This window comes from Achromobacter sp. HNDS-1 (genome assembly GCF_040084795.1).
GTDB classification, from domain to species: domain Bacteria; phylum Pseudomonadota; class Gammaproteobacteria; order Burkholderiales; family Burkholderiaceae_B; genus Achromobacter; species Achromobacter ruhlandii.
Genome location: NZ_CP157584.1, coordinates 6,018,458 through 6,034,176, shown reverse-complemented (window position 1 = coordinate 6,034,176; position 15,719 = coordinate 6,018,458). Strand labels below are relative to the sequence as shown.

14 protein-coding genes are annotated in these 15,719 nt (G+C 69.6%); 11 read left to right on the top strand and 3 right to left on the bottom strand.

What is annotated here, in order from left to right:
- Window positions 1-2: 2 nt before the first annotated feature.
- The 11 genes from ABFG95_RS27850 (at window position 3) to ABFG95_RS27800 (ending at window position 13,315) form a co-directional block, all read left to right on the top strand.
- Complete coding sequence (locus tag ABFG95_RS27850; RefSeq protein ID WP_348995178.1) at window positions 3-608, top strand: GNAT family N-acetyltransferase; 606 nt, start codon at window positions 3-5, stop codon at window positions 606-608.
- The gene (locus ABFG95_RS27845) at window positions 605-2,458 is read left to right on the top strand and encodes an IucA/IucC family siderophore biosynthesis protein (RefSeq protein ID WP_175146013.1); all 1,854 of its coding nucleotides are present in this window, start codon (window positions 605-607) and stop codon (window positions 2,456-2,458) included. The genes ABFG95_RS27850 and ABFG95_RS27845 overlap by 4 nt, the downstream gene beginning before the upstream one ends.
- Window positions 2,413-3,204 (top strand): siderophore ferric iron reductase, encoded by a 792-nt coding sequence (locus ABFG95_RS27840; protein ID WP_348995177.1) that lies wholly within the window; start codon window positions 2,413-2,415, stop codon window positions 3,202-3,204. Before ABFG95_RS27845 ends, ABFG95_RS27840 begins: the two co-directional genes overlap by 46 nt.
- Window positions 3,205-3,243: 39 nt before the next feature.
- Entirely contained in the window at window positions 3,244-4,410 is a 1,167-nt protein-coding gene (locus tag ABFG95_RS27835; protein WP_054416988.1) for an aromatic ring-hydroxylating dioxygenase subunit alpha, read from the top strand.
- 207 nt (window positions 4,411-4,617) lie between these two features.
- On the top strand, window positions 4,618-5,532 hold the full coding sequence (locus ABFG95_RS27830) for a helix-turn-helix transcriptional regulator (protein ID WP_348996067.1): 915 nt from the start codon (window positions 4,618-4,620) through the stop codon (window positions 5,530-5,532).
- Window positions 5,533-5,663: 131 nt separating this feature from the next.
- On the top strand, window positions 5,664-6,893 hold the full coding sequence (locus tag ABFG95_RS27825; protein ID WP_054504313.1) for a multidrug effflux MFS transporter: 1,230 nt from the start codon (window positions 5,664-5,666) through the stop codon (window positions 6,891-6,893).
- A gap of 155 nt (window positions 6,894-7,048) precedes the next feature.
- Entirely contained in the window at window positions 7,049-9,265 is a 2,217-nt protein-coding gene (locus ABFG95_RS27820; protein ID WP_348995176.1) for a TonB-dependent siderophore receptor, read from the top strand.
- Window positions 9,266-9,304: 39 nt separating this feature from the next.
- Window positions 9,305-10,420: an ABC transporter substrate-binding protein gene (locus ABFG95_RS27815; RefSeq protein WP_348995175.1), complete on the top strand. Its 1,116-nt coding sequence runs from the start codon at window positions 9,305-9,307 to the stop codon at window positions 10,418-10,420.
- Window positions 10,420-11,457: an iron ABC transporter permease gene (locus ABFG95_RS27810; protein ID WP_348995174.1), complete on the top strand. Its 1,038-nt coding sequence runs from the start codon at window positions 10,420-10,422 to the stop codon at window positions 11,455-11,457. Before ABFG95_RS27815 ends, ABFG95_RS27810 begins: the two co-directional genes overlap by 1 nt.
- The gene (locus tag ABFG95_RS27805; protein ID WP_348995173.1) at window positions 11,454-12,512 is read left to right on the top strand and encodes an iron chelate uptake ABC transporter family permease subunit; all 1,059 of its coding nucleotides are present in this window, start codon (window positions 11,454-11,456) and stop codon (window positions 12,510-12,512) included. Before ABFG95_RS27810 ends, ABFG95_RS27805 begins: the two co-directional genes overlap by 4 nt.
- Entirely contained in the window at window positions 12,491-13,315 is an 825-nt protein-coding gene (locus ABFG95_RS27800) for an ABC transporter ATP-binding protein (RefSeq protein ID WP_063583522.1), read from the top strand. Before ABFG95_RS27805 ends, ABFG95_RS27800 begins: the two co-directional genes overlap by 22 nt.
- Window positions 13,316-13,372: 57 nt before the next feature.
- On the opposite strand, the gene ABFG95_RS27795 is transcribed toward ABFG95_RS27800, so the two are convergent.
- The 3 genes from ABFG95_RS27795 to ABFG95_RS27785 all read right to left on the bottom strand — a co-directional run bounded on the left by ABFG95_RS27795 (window position 13,373) and on the right by ABFG95_RS27785 (window position 15,712).
- Window positions 13,373-14,125 carry an amino acid ABC transporter ATP-binding protein gene (locus tag ABFG95_RS27795; RefSeq protein WP_026383076.1) on the bottom strand — a complete coding sequence of 251 codons (753 nt, stop codon included), beginning with the start codon at window positions 14,123-14,125 and terminating at the stop codon, window positions 13,373-13,375.
- A gap of 25 nt (window positions 14,126-14,150) precedes the next feature.
- The gene (locus ABFG95_RS27790) at window positions 14,151-14,804 is read right to left on the bottom strand and encodes an amino acid ABC transporter permease (RefSeq protein WP_006384524.1); all 654 of its coding nucleotides are present in this window, start codon (window positions 14,802-14,804) and stop codon (window positions 14,151-14,153) included.
- A gap of 116 nt (window positions 14,805-14,920) precedes the next feature.
- Complete coding sequence (locus ABFG95_RS27785) at window positions 14,921-15,712, bottom strand: amino acid ABC transporter substrate-binding protein (RefSeq protein ID WP_049073911.1); 792 nt, start codon at window positions 15,710-15,712, stop codon at window positions 14,921-14,923.
- Between the last annotated feature and the right edge of the window lie 7 nt (window positions 15,713-15,719).

Below are 15,719 nucleotides of genomic sequence, written 5' to 3'. Positions count from 1 at the left end.
CCATGATCACCATGACCGCCGCCTTCCTGGGCGAGATCGACCGCCAGGCGCGCAGCCACTACGACGAGGGCGCGGGCCTGGCGCTGCGCCCGCTCGATCCCGCCGGCGACGCCGCCCTGCTGCGCCAGTGGTTCGCGATGGACTACGCCCGCTTCTGGTCGATGCAGACGTTCACCGAAGCGCAGGTGCGCGACTTCTACGAAACCCTGGTCGACAGCGGCCATGCCGGCGCCTGGCTCGGCAGCCACGACGGCCGCCCGGCCTTCCTGGTGGAATGCTACGACCCCGCCCATGACCAGGTCGGCGAGCACTACCCGGTGCGCCCCGGCGACCTCGGCATGCACATCTTCATCGGCCCGCCGCGCGTGCGCATCCCGAATTTCAGCCGCAACGTGCTGGCCTTCGTGATGCGCTTCATGTTCGACCGCCTCCAGGCCCGTCGCGTGGTGGTGGAACCCGACAGCAACAACAGCAAGATCCATGCGCTCAACCTGGCCATGGGTTTTGTCTATGCCGGCCAGGCGCGTTTTCGCGAGAAGACCGCCAGCATCGCCTTCTGCACCCGGCAGCAGTTTGAACAGGCCCAACTCCAGGAGTCTTCCCTATGAGCACCCAGCCCCATCCCGCCCAGATCGCCAGCCACCTCGCGCCCGAGGTCTGGGACAAAGTGAACCGCCTGTTGGTGAAGAAGGCCATCTCGGAATATGCCCACGAATGGCTGCTGGAGCCCGAACGGCTCGGCCCCGCCGAGGCGCCCGGCTTTGACCGCTACCGCCTGGTGCTGGCCGACGGCCATGCCGAGTACCAGTTCGATGCGCAGTTGATGGCCATGCGCCACTGGCGCATCCCGCCCGAATCCATCAGCAAGACCATGGCCGGCACGCCCGCGCCGCTGGACGCGCTGCAGTTCGTCATCGAGATCCGCGACAAGCTCGGCATGCCCGAGGACCGCCTGCCGATCTACCTGGACGAGATCACCAGCACGCTGCACGGCAGCGCCTACAAGCACACCCGCGCCGCGCCCACGGCCGCCGAATTGGCGGTGGCCGATTACCAGACCATCGAGACCTCGATGATCGAAGGCCATCCCAGCTTCGTCGCCAACAATGGCCGCCTGGGTTTCGACGCCGAGGACTACCACGTCTACGCCCCGGAATGCGCCAGCCCGATCCGCGTGATGTGGCTGGCGGTGCACAAGGACAATGCCCACTTCGCCTGCCTGTCGACCATGGACTACGACAGCCTGCTGCGCGACGAACTGGGCGCGGACACCGTCGCCCGCCACACCCAGACCCTGCGCGATCAGGGGCTGGACCCGGCCGACTACTACTTCATGCCCTCGCATCCGTGGCAGTGGTTCAACAAGCTGTCGCTGGCGTTCGCCCCCTACGTGGCCACGCGCAAGATCGTGTGCCTGGGCTATGGCGACGACGATTACCTGGCGCAGCAGTCGATCCGCACCTTCTACAACATCAGCCAGCCCGGCAAGCACTACGTCAAGACCTCGCTGTCGATCCTGAACATGGGCTTCATGCGCGGCCTGTCGCCGTACTACATGTCCGGCACGCCAGCCATCAACGAGTACCTGCACGGGCTGATCTCGTCGGACCCGTGGCTGCGCCGCAACGGCTTCGCCATCCTGCGCGAAGCGGCCTCGCTGGGATTCCGCAACTATTACTACGAAGCGGCCATCTCGGTCGACACGCCCTACAAGAAGATGTTCTCGGCGCTGTGGCGCGAGAACCCGACCGCGCTGATCGGCGCCAACCAGCGCCTGATGACCATGGCGGCGCTGCTGCACGTCGATCCGCGGGGCGGCGCCTTGCTGCCCGAGCTGATCCGCGCCTCGGGTCTGGACGCGGCCGCGTGGCTGGAGCGCTACGTCGATGCCTACCTCACGCCGCTGGTGCATTGCTTCTACGCCCATGACCTGGTGTTCATGCCGCACGGCGAGAACGTCATCCTGGTGATCGAGGACCACGTGCCGGTGCGCGCCTTCATGAAGGACATCGCCGAGGAGTCGTCGATCCTCAACCCGAACGCCGCCCTTCCCGAGAACGCCCGCCGCCTGGCCGCCGACGTGCCCGAGGAATACAAGCTGCTGACCATCTTCGTCGATGTGTTCGAGGGCTACTTCCGCCACCTGGCGCAAGTGCTGGCCGACCACGGCGTGATGCACGAGGACGCCTTCTGGAAACTGGTGGCCGGCCGCATCACCGCCTACCAGGAGGCCCATCCCGAGCGGCTGGAAAAGTATCGCCAGTACGATCTGTTCGCCCCCGAGATGATCCATTCGTGCCTGAACCGCCTGCAACTGGCCAACAACCTGCAGATGGTCAACCTGGCGGACCCCATCGGCAGCTTCCAGATGGCGCCCAACCTGGCCAACCCGATCGCCCGCTATCGGCCGCAATGGCTGGGCCAGGGCCAGGCCGACACCGTGCGAGCGCTTGCGTGAACCACGACCTGGACGACCTGCTGGCGCTGACCGGCCGCCTGGTGCCCGGACTGTCGGGCCAGGTCGCGGCGGCGCCCGGGCCGGGCATCCGCCCGGGCGCCGACAACACCCAGGCCATCGCGCGGCTGCGCGATGTCTGGGGGCAGCGTTATCCGGAGGCCGGGCCGCACTACCTGGCTTTGCGCTGCTGGGGGCTGCTGATCTGGCAGCCCGTCTACCTGAGCGTGATCGCCGCGCACCGCAGCGAGATCGTGCCGGACCTGTCGCGCATGACCCAGCCGGTGCCGGACGACGGCTTCATCATCGGCTACACCCTGGAGCGCCATGCCCCCTTGCGCGCCGGCCTGCGCGAACGCATGCAGGCCGCCGCCGCGCAACTGCGCAATATCTTCGCCACCTTCTACCGCGAATTGACCCAGGTGCTGCGGGTCAGCCCGCGCGCCGCCGAGTGCATGCAGGCCGATTGCGTGCTCTACGCGCTGCTCGCGGCGCGCCATGACGACGGCGACGCCGCCAATGCCTGGGCCCAGCGGCAGGCCGGCGCCTGGATGGACCTGCTCGGCGTCCCGGGACGCAGCGGCTACCTGACCTGGCGGCGCGCGGACCTGCCGGTCATTGCCGTGGACCGGCAGGTCTGCTGCCACTACTTCCGCAGGCGCGACAGCGACTACTGCAGCACCTGCCCCAAATTGGATCTTGCCGAACGCATGACCCGGATCGACGCCGAGAGCGCCGTGCCCGCCTGAGGGCGGCCGGGCCTTGCGGGATGGCACAAGGAGTCGGAAATGACGGACATTGGCCGCCTTGAGCATGTGCGCGAGGCGTTGAGCCCGCTGCACGTTCGGGCCTATTTCGACGAAGCCCTGTTCGCCCGCGAACAGGAACGGATATTCAAGCAATCGGCCCTGTACGTGGGCCACGAGAAAGGCGTGCCCGAGCCGGGCGACTGGCGCCGCCTGCCGCACGAGGACGGCGGCCGCGTGCTGGTGCGCAACGCCCAGGGCGTCGAGCTGGTCTCGAACGTCTGCCGCCACCGGCAGGCGCTGATCCTGGGCGGCGAGACCGGCGCGGTCACCGGCCCCGGCAACCCCGCCGGCAACCTGTCGGCCAGCGGCGGCAACATCGTCTGCCCGCTGCATCGCTGGACCTATGACAACCGCGGCCAGATCCTGGGCGCGCCGCAGTTCCCCAGCACGCCGTGCCTGAACCTGCCGCGCTTCCCCTTGAAGAACTGCCATGGCCTGCTGTTCGAAGGCCCGCGCGACCCGCGCGCCGACCTGGGCCACCTGTTCGAGCGGCCCGAATTCGATTTCTCCGACTACGTGCTGGATCACGTCGAGGTGCACCAGTGCAACTACAACTGGAAGACCTTCATCGAGGTCTACCTCGAGGACTATCACGTCGGGCCGTTCCATCCCGGGCTGGGGCGCTTCGTCACCTGCGACGACCTGAGCTGGGAATTCGGCCGCCGGCACAGCCTGCAGCGCGTGGGCGTGCACGATTCGCTGGAAAAGCCCGGCTCCGACGTCTACCGCGACTGGCACGACACGCTGATGCGCTATCGCGATGGCTCGGCGCCCGAGTTCGGCGCGATCTGGGTGACCTACTTCCCCACCCACATGATCGAGCTGTACCCGCACGTGCTGGTGCTTTCCACGCTGTACCCCAAGAGTCCGCAGGAAACCATCAACATCGCCGAGTTCTACTACCCGGAGGAGATCGCGCTGTTCGAACGCGAGTTCGTCGAGGCGCAGCGCGCGGCCTACATGGAGACGGCGGTCGAGGATGACGAGATCGGCGAACGCATGGACGCCGGCCGGCTGGCGCTGCTGCGCCGCGGCACTTCCGAAAGCGGCCCCTACCAGTCGCCGATGGAAGACGGCATGCAGCATTTCCACGAGTGGTATCGCGACATCATGGGAGACGAGCTGGGCGATTGCGCGGCGCCTTGAGGCGGGTGCCGGGGGGAAATGGGCATGGCGCCAAAAAACGGTGCCGCATGGGTGAGAATAGCTGCAACAATGCGAACATATGTTATTCTCATTCTCACATCCAATGGCTTGTGAACGGCCATCTTAGGGGCTCATCCCGTAACGCGAGTGACGATCTTGAACCCATCACCCTCCCCCGCCCAATTCACCGTCGCCGACTTCAACCGCATGGGCAGCCAGAGCGGTTTCCGCTACCGCCTGCCGCAGTTGAATGGCGCGCTGCGGGGCGATCCGGAAACCCTCTGCATCGCCGAAGGCCGGGTCGAGACCCACGCGATCCGCCCCGGCCTGACGCTGGTGCTGTCCGATGTGCGCGTGCACCAGCACTACGAAGCCACCTCGATGATGTCGCCGCGTTTTTCGGCCATCGTCATGCTGCAGGGCAACGCCCAGACCCGCATCGATCGCCATGACGACGTCAGGCTGGCCGCGCACAGCGGCGTCAGCGCGCTGTACGGCGACACCGTCGCCATGACCGGCATCCACGCGCCCGGCCAGCGCCTGCGCAGCGTCAACCTGTCGCTGTCCGACCCGGATGGCGCGGGCGACGACCCGACCAGCGAGCTGATCTGGAAGGCGCTGCGTTCGCCGTCGCTGCGGCTGCGCCGCTGGCAGGTGCAGGGCCATCTGCTGCAGGCCATCGAACACCTGCTCGATTGCGGCTGGGACGGCCCGCTGCAGGCCATGCTGCGCGAAGGCGTGGCCACGCAGCTGCTGGCGCACGCCCTGGCCACGCTGGAACAGCGCGCGCCGGCCGACAGCGCCGTTTCCGAGCGCGATCGCCAGTTGCTGGAACGGGTGCGCGAACGCCTGTACAACGCGCCCGGCGAGGAACATACGCTGGACGACCTGGCGCGGCTGGCCTGCATGAGCCCCAGCACGCTGCGCGCCAAGTTCCAGGCCACCTACCAGCGCTCGGTCTTCAGCTGGCTGCGCGAGCGCCGCCTGGAGGTGGCGCGCGAACAGCTGGCCCAGGGATGCAGCGTGCAGCAGGCCGCGCACTTCGTCGGCTACCGCCACGCCACCAACTTCGCCACGGCGTTCCGCGAACGCTACGGCATCGCGCCCAGCGAACTGAACTGAGCGCCGGTTCGTGCACGGCTTACGGCGGCGCCCATTGCTCTCGCGGCGTTCTCCATTCCTGCAACCCGCCATGACAGGCGACCATGCGACAGCGCTTCCCAGCCCGGGAAGCCCCTGCCATGGATGCCGTCGTGTCACGCCGCGAACCCCTGCCTTCCTTTCCCGTCATGGTGCTGATGCTGGGCCTGCTGTCCTGTGTCGCCCCCGCCACCATCGACGCCTACCTGCCCGCATTCGGGGCGCTGGGCCGGGAATTCGCGGTTCCGCAGGAAACCGTACAACTGACGCTGGGCGTGTACATGGCGTGCTATGCCTCCATGCTGCTGCTGCATGGCACGCTGTCCGACTCGCTGGGGCGGCGCCGCGTCGTGCTCACGGCGCTGGGGGTGTACGTCGCCGGCGCGCTGATGGCGGCGCTGGCGCCGAGCTTCGGCTGGCTGCTGGCCGGGCGCGCGGTGCAGGGCCTGTCGGCCGGCGCCGGCATCGTGGTCGGACAGGCCATCATCCGCGACTGCTACGACGGCGCGGTGGCGCGCCGCGCCATGTCCTACCTGATCCTGGTGTTCAACCTGTCGCCGGCGCTGGCCCCGATCCTGGGCGGCTACCTGGCCGCGCACCAGGGCTGGCGATCCGTGTTCCTGCTGCTGACCGCGCTGGCCGGCGCCGCCTGGCTGCTGTGCGCGCGGCGCCTGCCCGAAACGCTGCCGCCCGAGCGGCGCCAGCCGCTGGCCTGGCGCACGCTGGGCGGCAACTATGCGCGCGTGCTGGGCAACCGGCGCTACGCCGCGCTGGGCGCGGCGTTCAGCCTGCTGTTCGCCGCCCAGGGGTTCCTGATCGGGGCGGCGCCCGATTTCATCGTCAACGTCCTGGGTTTGCCGGAAACCGATTTCGCCTATCTGTTCGTGCCGCTGGTGGCCGGCGCCATGGCCGGCGCGCTGCTGGCCGCGCGCAAGGCGGGGCACTGGTCGGATGGACGCATCACGCTGCTGGCCTATCTGCTGATGGGGGGCAGTTGCCTGGCCTATGTGCTGTATATGGCCGCCGCCGAGCCGCCGCGCCTGCCCTGGGCGGTGCTGCTGCCCGGCCTGTACACCTGCGGCCTGGCCATGGGCGTGCCGGCCATGACATTGCGCATCCTGGGGCATGTGCCGGACCTGTCGGGCACCGCCGCGTCCGTCCTCGGCTTCATGCAGATGCTGACGTTCTCCGTGGCCAGCGGCTGGGGCGTGCCGCTGGTCTATGGCCAGCCGCTGCGGCTGGCGGCGGCCATGCTGGCCTGCGTGGCGGCCAGCGCCATCGGCTGGGCCTGGCTGCACCGCCGCGCCGCCCCCGTGGCCAAGACCGAGGCCGGCCTGGGCTAGCCTGCCGGCTCGCGGGTTTCGAGCGGGCCTATTCGCGCGGCGGCGCACCGGGCCCATGGCATTCTCCATATGCATCACGTCGTTCGGCATACATCAGCACAACGGTAAAAATCAATAATTCTCATTACCAAATTTTTCCGCTGGAGCTTGTCCTCATGCCGTTCGTACCGCCCCTGCCCGCCGCGCGTCCGCGCCGGGTGCGCCCCCTTGTCTACGCGATTCAGACGGCCCTGTTCTGCTCCGCCCTTACCCACCAGCAAGCCACCGCCCAGAGCGCCGCCAGCGCCGATAGCGGCGATGTGGCGCAACTGCCCGCCGTCACCGTCAGCGGCGCCGGCATCCCGGGCACCACCGAAGGCAGCCATTCCTACACCACCGATGCCATGAGCACGGCCACCGGCCTGACGCTGTCGCCGCGCGAGACGCCGCAGTCCGTCAGCGTGGTGACGCGCCAGCAGATCGAGGACCAGGGACTGCGCGACACCGGCGCGATCCTGGCCAGCGCGCCGGGCATCTCGGTCTCGCGCAACGACAGCAACCGCTTTGCGTTCTCGTCGCGCGGCTTCGATATCGACAACTTCCAGTTCGACGGCCTGAACTCGCCCATCCTCAGCCTGTGGAACTACGGCGCCACCGACATCGACTCGGCCATCTACGACCGCGTCGAGATCGTGCGCGGCGCCACCGGCCTGATGACCGGTTCAGGCAATCCGTCGGCCGCCGTCAACTTCATCCGCAAGAAGCCGTTGCGCGAGTTCGCCTTGTCCGGCAGCGCCAGCGCCGGCAGTTGGAACCAGGTCGGCGGCAACCTGGACCTGTCGGTGCCGGTCACCGAAGGCGGCCGCATCCGCTCGCGCTTCGTCGCCGCCTATGACCAGGGCGACAGCTACGTGACCTTCCTGGATTCGCGCAAGCGCACCTTCTACGGGGTCATCAGCGCCGACCTCACGCCGGACACGGTGCTGACCGCCGGCATCGAGTATTCCCGCAACCAGAGCAACGGTTTCGGCAGCGGCTTTCCGCTGTTCTACAGCGACGGCTCGCGCACCGACTTCAACCGCTCGGTGGCCAACAACACCCGCTGGGCCCGCATCGACACCGAATCCACCACCACCTTCGTCGACCTGACGCATCGCTTCGCCAATGACTGGAAGGTGCGCGCGGCCTACAGCCACAACGACGGCGACTACCGCATGAAGCAGCTGTTCCGCGGCGGCTACCCCGACCGCGTCACGGGCGCCGGCATGACCAGCGCGTACAACAACTATGATGGCGACCGCTCGCGCGATGACATCCACCTGACGGTGTCGGGCCCGTTCCAGTTGTTCGGGCGCAAGCACGAACTGGCGCTGGGCTGGATGAGCGTCAACGACCACAGCAATATCGGCCAGTACCTGCAGACCGGCGCCAAGCCCGCGCTGGGCAGCTTCTTCGACTGGCGCCAGGATCACGTCGTCGAGCCCACCTGGGCCGCCAACAAGACGCCGGCGGACGACCTTCGCGTCAAGCAGACCGGCGCCTACGCGGTGGGCCGCTTCTCGCTGGCCGATCCGCTGCACCTGATCCTGGGCGGACGCTGGAGCAACTGGGAAACCAACCAGACCTACTTCGGCAGCAAGCGCCAGTACAAGATCAACGACCAGTTCACGCCCTACGCCGGCCTGCTGTACGACATCAACAGCACCTACACGGCCTACGCCAGCTACACGGAGATCTTCCAGCCGCAGAACGCCCGTTCGCCCAGCGGCTCGATCCTGCCGCCGATCGACGGCAAGAGCTACGAGGTCGGCCTGAAGGCGGCCTACCTGGACGGCTTGCTGAACGCCTCCGCGTCGCTGTACCAGACGCGCCAGAACAACCTGGCACAGGCCATCCCGGGCGAGTCGGTCATCGGCATGCCCGGCACCCAGGCCTACCGCGCCGTCTCCGGCGCCAAGGTCGAAGGCTTCGAACTGGAGACCAGCGGCCAGCTCATGCCCGGCTGGAACCTCGGCGCCAGCTACACCCACTTCACCGCCAAGGACGCCGACGGCAAGCCGATCAACACCAGCCATCCGCGCAGCCTGTTCAAGGTCTACACCACCTACCGCCTGCCGGGCGATCTGCACCGCCTGACCGTGGGCGGCGGCGTCGACTGGCAAAGCCGCATCTACCGCTCGGCCGCCAGCCCGCGCGGCAATGTGGACGTGGAGCAAGGCAGCTACGCGCTGGTCAACCTGATGGCCCGCTTCGACTTCAGCAAGCAGGTCTCGGCCACCCTCAACCTGAACAACGTGTTCGACCGCAAGTACTACGACCAGATCGGCTTCTACAGCCAGGGCTGGTATGGCGCGCCGCGCAACGTCATGCTGACGCTGCGCGCGCAGTACTGAAGCGGCGGCTGACGACCCACCAAGGAGCTTCCCGGCACAATGCGTTTGCATCGATTCACCGCGGTGCCCTGGCGCCGCCGCGCCGCCCTGTGCGCGGCGGCGTTGGCCATGGCCTGCACCCTGTCGGCCTGCGACCGGACCGCGCCGCCCGCCGCCACGGCGGCGCCCACCCCCGCCGCGAACGCGGCCGGCCCCGCGCCGCGCGACGGCGCCGATGCGCCGGCTGGCGGTTTTCCGGTGACGCTCGACAGCGCGCTCGGCAAGGCGGTCATCACCACTCCGCCCCGGCGCGTCGTCACCCTGGGCCTGGGCGCCGACGACCTGGCGCTGGCGCTGGGCGTGGTGCCGGTGGGCGTGGGCCGCGCCGACTGGGGCGGCGACGCCGACCATTACTGGCCCTGGGTGCGCGCCGCCATCGAGGCCACCGGCCAGCCCCTGCCCGAGCGCATCACGGTTTACCCCGAACTGGATATCGAAAAGATCATCGCCTTGCGCCCGGACGTGGTGCTGGCGCCGTTCTCCGGCGTCACGCCCGAGGCCTACGCGCAACTGTCGCGGCTGGTGCCGGTGGTGGCCTATCCCGGCCAGCCGTTCCTGACCCCGGTGGACACGCAGATCGACCTGATCGCCAGGGCGCTCGGCAGGCGCGAGGCCGCCGGGCCGCTCAAGGCGCGCATCCACGACGCGCTGGCGCAGGCCGCGCGCCGCTACCCCGAACTGGCCGGCAAGACCTTCGCCTATGTGCGCGCCGACCTGGGCTCGGGCAACTTCGCCGCCTACGTCGCCGGCGATCCGCGCGTCGATACGCTCACGGCCATGGGCCTGACCCTGGCGCCGTCGGTGCGCGGCCTGCATGCCAGCGCCGGGCATTTCGCCCACTACCTGGGCTTCGAGCACGCCGATGCGCTCGGCGACGCCGACATCCTGGTGTCCTGGTTCTACACCCCGGAAGAGCGCGACCGCGCCGCGGCCCTGCCCCTGTATGCCTCGATTGCCGCGGTGCGGCGCGGCGCCTACGTGGCGCTGAGCGACCCGGCGCTGGTCATGGCCTCGTCCTCCGGCACGCCGCTGGCGGTGGCCTGGATGCTGGACCGGCTGGCGCCGCAACTGGCGCAGGCCGCGCGTCGTGCCCAGGCCGGCGGAGCCGCGCCCTGATGCCGCCGCGCCAGCCCCGCGCGGCGCGCGTCGATAGCCCGCCCTCCCACAGCCCACGCCTGCGCGCGCCACTGCTGCTGGGCGCCTGTATGCTGTTGGCCGCCGCCGCGCTGGCAAGCCTGTGGCTCGGCTCGCGCGGCCTGTCGGCGGCCACGGTCTGGCGCGCGCTGCTGCAGCCCGACGACAGCCACGCGGCGCTGGTGGTGGCCTCGCGCATTCCGCGCACCCTGCTGGCCGTGCTGACCGGCGCGGCCCTGGCGGTTGCCGGCGCGCTGATCCAGGCGCTGACCCGCAATCCGCTGGCCGAGCCGGGCCTGCTGGGTGTCAATGCCGGCGCGGCCGCCTCCATCGTCACCACGGCGCTGGCCCTGGGCGGCCTGCCGGCGCATCCGTTCTGGGCCGCGCTGCCCGGCGCGCTGGGTGCCGCGGCGGCGGTGTACCTGATCGGGGCCGGCGGCCGCGGACTGCAACCGGTGCGGCTGATCCTGGCCGGCGCCGCCGTCAACGCGGTGCTGTTCGCCTATGTGCAGGCGGTGGCGCTGTTGCGCGACGACATCTTCGATGCCTACCGCTTCTGGGCCGTGGGATCGCTGGCGGGCCAATCGCTCGATGCGGCATGGCGCGCCGCGCCCTACATCGGCATCGGCCTGCTGCTGGCCGCCGCGCTGGCGCGGCCGCTCAACCTGCTGGCGCTGGGCCACGCGCTGGCGCAGGCGCTCGGGCTGCGGACCAGCCTGTGCCGCCTGCTGGGCCTGCTGTGCGTGGCGATGCTGGCCGCGGCCGCCACCGCCGCCGCCGGCCCCATCGCCTTCGTCGGCCTGGCGGTGCCGCACATGGCCCGGCGCGTGGCCGGACCGGACCTGCGCTGGCTGCTGGCCTACTGCGCGGTGCTGGGTCCGCTGCTGATGCTGATCGCGGACATCCTGGCGCGGCTGCTGCGCGCGCCCGCCGAACTGCTGACGGGCGTGGTCGTGGCGTTCATCGGCGCGCCCTTCCTGTTGGCGGCCCTGCGCAGCCGGCCGCGGAGCCTGGCATGACCCGCGCAACGCCGCGCCTGATCGCGCAACCAGCGCGCCTGCTGCGCGCCGGCAACTGGCTCGCCTGGCCCGTCGCGCCGCGCGCGCCGGCCTATGCTGTGCTGCTGCTGGCGCTGGCCGGCGCCGTGCTCGCCACGACGGTGCGGGCCGGCGATCCCGGGCTGTCCTGGAGCGCGTTGTGGCAAGCGCTGCAAGGCGCCGGCGGCGCCATGGAGCAATGGCTGGTGCATACCGTACGCCTGCCGCGCGCCCTCTCGGCGTTGGGCGCCGGCGCCGCGCTGGGCCTGTCCGGCGCGCTGTTCCAGAGCCTCACCCGCAACCCCCTGGGCAGTCCCGACGTCATCGGCCTGACGGCCGGCGCGTCCGCGGGCGCGGTGGCCGTGGCCATGGTCTGGCCCGGGCTGATGCCGGTGGCCTGGGGCGCGGCGGCGGGCGCGCTGCTGGCCACGGCCGGCGTCTGGTTCGGCTCCGGCGCCGGCTTCGCCGCGCCCCAGCGCATGGTCATCGCCGGCATCGCCGTCGGCGCGATCGCCTTCGCCTTCGTGCAATACGGCCTGTCCAACCTGCGGCGCGAACAGGCCTACCTGGCCGCGGCCTGGCTCAATGGCAGCCTGGCCGGCAAGACCTGGACCGACGTCGCCCTGATCGGGGCGGCCGGCGCCCTGTTGCTGCCGCTCGGGCTGGCGCTGTGCGCCCGCCTGCGGCTGCTGGAGATGGGCGACGATCTGGCCCAGGCCCTCGGCGCCACGCCATCGCGCAGCCGGCTGGCCGCCACGCTGGTGGCGGTGCTGGCGGCCGCGGCGGCGGTCACGGTGGCCGGTCCGGTGGCCTTCGTCGCGCTGGCGGCGCCGCAGATCGCGCGGCGCTGCGTGCCGGCCAGCGGGCCGCAACCCCTGCTGGCGGCCCTGACCGGCGCGGTGCTGCTGGCCGGCGCCGACCTGTTGACCCGCCTGGCCGGCCCCAACGGCCTGCCCGTGGGTGTCCTGACCGCCGGCATCGGCGGTGTCTATCTCGCATTTCTGCTGGTGCTCGAATGGCGCAAGACCTCCACCTGAACGATCCGGCCGACGCGCCGTCGGCGCTGCAACTGCGGCAGGTCAGCCTGTCCTACGGCGACACGGCCGTGCTGCGCGACCTGTCGCTGGCGGTCGCGCCGGGCGCGTTCACGGCGGTGGTCGGCCCCAATGGCTGCGGCAAGTCCACGCTGCTGCGCGTGCTCGGCGGCGCGCTGGCGCCCAGCCAGGGCCAGGCGCTGCTGGACGGCGCCGACCTGGCCAGCCTGCGGCGCAAGGCCGTGGCGCGGCGCCTGGCCTATCTGCCGCAGAACCCGCTGGCCCCGGAAATGATCACGGTGCGCGACCTGGTGGCGCGCGGCCGCTATCCGCACCAGACCCTGTTGCGGCAGTGGTCGCCCGCCGACGCCCGGGCGGTCGACGCGGCGCTGGCCGATACCGACCTGGCGGACCTGGCCGATCATCCCGTGCACACGCTGTCCGGCGGCCAGCGCCAACGCGCCTGGCTGGCGCTGGTGCTGGCGCAGGACGCCGGCATCATGTTGCTGGACGAGCCCACCACGTTTCTGGACATCCGCCACCAGATCGACCTGCTGGAGCTGTGCGCCCGCCTGCACCGCGCCGGGCGCACGCTGGTGGTGGTGCTGCACGACCTGAACCTGGCGTTCCGCTATGCCGATCGCGTCGTCATGATGCGGGCCGGCGCCATCGCGGCGCAGGGCGAGGTGCGCCAGGTGGTCACGGAGGACGCCATGCGGCAGGTGTTCGATCTGGAATGCCGGGTGCTGCCGGATCCGGAGACCGGCAGCCCCATGGTCGTGCCCCGGCGCGGCGGCCAGGGCTGAGACCGGCGCGCTGGCGGCGCCAGGACGGCGGCAAGCCGCCCGACGCCGATACCGCCCTTACAGCATGTGCGCCAGGAACTCGCGGCTGCGCGGATGCTGGGGCGCGCGGAAGAAGTCGGCGGAAGGCGCCTCTTCGACGATGCGGCCCTCGTCCATGAAGATGACGCGGTGCGCCACTTCGCGGGCGAAACCCATTTCGTGGGTCACGACCAGCATGGTCATGTGCTCGTCGGCCAGCTGGCGCATGGTGCGCAGCACTTCGCCGGTCAGCTCGGGGTCGAGCGCCGAGGTCGGCTCGTCGAACAGCATGATGTCCGGCTCCATCGCCAGCGCGCGGGCGATGGCCACGCGCTGCTTCTGGCCGCCGGACAGGCGCGTGGGATAGTTGTCGCGCTTGTTCAGCAGGCCGACCTTGCGCAGCAATTCCTCGGCCTTGGGCACGATGGCGGCGCGCGGCATGCCCTTGACGATCATGGGCGCTTCGATGATGTTCTGCAGCACCGTCATGTGCGGGAACAGGTTGAACGACTGGAACACCATGCCCATCTTGCGGCAGATGCGGCGCACGTCGCCGTCGCTGGCGTAGCGGCTCTGGCCGCCCGGCACCGCCGTGGCCAGGGCTTCGCCCTCGATCTCGATGGTGCCGTCGTCGATGGTTTCCAGGTGGTTCAGGCAGCGCAGGAAGGTGCTCTTGCCCGAGCCCGACGGCCCGATCACCGCCACCACCTCGCCCTTGCCCAGTTCCAGCGAGACCTGGTCCAGCACCCGGTTGGCGCCGAACGACTTGACGATGCCGCGCGCCGAGATCATGGCGCCGCGACCGCCGGCGGACGGATTACTGGTCGTATTTGGCATAGCGCTTTTCCATACGCTGGAAGAACCACGTCAACACCAGCGTCATGATGAGATAGAAGGCGGCCGCGACCAGGAACGGCGTGGTCGTGAAGTCGCGCTGCACGATGCCGCGCGCGGTGCGCAGGATATCGTTGAGCGCCAGTACGTAGATCAGGGAGGTGTCCTTGACCAGCGTGATGGTCTCGTTGCTCATGGGCGGCAGCACCCGCTGCACCATCTGCGGCAGCACGATGCGGCGCAGCGTCTGCAGGTAGGTCATGCCCAGCACCTTGCTGCCCTCGTACTGGCCGCGGTCCACCGACTGGATGCCGGCGCGGAAGATCTCGGCGAAATAGGCCGCGTAGTTCAGCGCGAACGCCACCACCGCCGCCGGGAAGTCGGGCAGGCGCACCCCCACCACCGGCACGAACGGCAGCGCGAAGTAGATGAACAGCATCTGCAGCATCAGCGGCGTGCCGCGCATCAGCCAGATGTAGCCGTTGACCAGCTGGCTGACGAAGCCCCACTTGGAGATCCGCAGCAGCGCCAGCACCAGGCCCAGCGGCACGGCCAGCGCCAGCGTGATGAAGAACAGCGTCAAGGTCACTTTCGCGCCTTGCGCCAGGGGTCCCAGGAGGGAGAGTACGTAGTCCATGCGGATGGGTGGGCGCCTTGCCGGCGGGAGAAATCAGGAGCGGGATGGGCGGCGCGGGCAATCGCCGGACTGAAAAACGCCCGGACCGCGGCGCGGTCCGGGCGTTTCCCTGAAGCTTACTTGACGATGTTGGCGCCGAACCACTGGGTGGCGATGCGGCCGGCGGTGCCGTCCTGCTTCATCGAGTCCAGGGTCTTGTCGAGCTTGGCCAGCAGCTCGGTGTCGTCCTTGCGCACGCCGACGCCGTAGTCTTCGGTGCCGAAGTTGTCGTCCAGCACGCGGTATTCACCGGCGCGCTTGCTGATCAGGTAGCGGCCCACCACTTCGTCGACCACGATGGCGTCCAGGCGGCCGGCGGCCAGGTCCATCAGCGCGGTGACGTTGTCGCCGAACTTCTTGACTTCCTTGATGCTGCCGGCGACCGGGTCCTTGGCGATGGCGTCGGTGGCGCTGCTGCCGTCCTGGGCGCCGACCACCTTGCCGGCCAGATCGGCCTTGGCCTTCACCGGCGAGGCATTGCCGACGATGATGATCTGGTGGTTGGCCATGTAGGGGGCCGTGAAGCTGATGTTCTTCTTGCGTTCTTCGGTGATGGTCAGGCCGTTCCAGAGCACGTCGACGCGCTTGCCGTTCAGCTCGGCTTCCTTGGCGCTCCAGTCGATCGGCTTGAATTCGACTTCCAGGCCCAGGCGCTTGCTGGCTTCCTTGGCCATGTCGACGTCGAAACCGACGATCTGGTTGTTGGCGTCGCGGAAACCCATGGGCGGGAAATTGTCGTCCAAACCGACGACGACCTTGCGGGCGGCGGCCGGGGCCTGCGCGCTGGCGGCCGGCGCGTTGTCGGACGGGCCGCAGGCGGTCAGCATCGTGGTGGCGGACACGAGAAGAACAGCAGTCAGTTTTTTCATATTTATC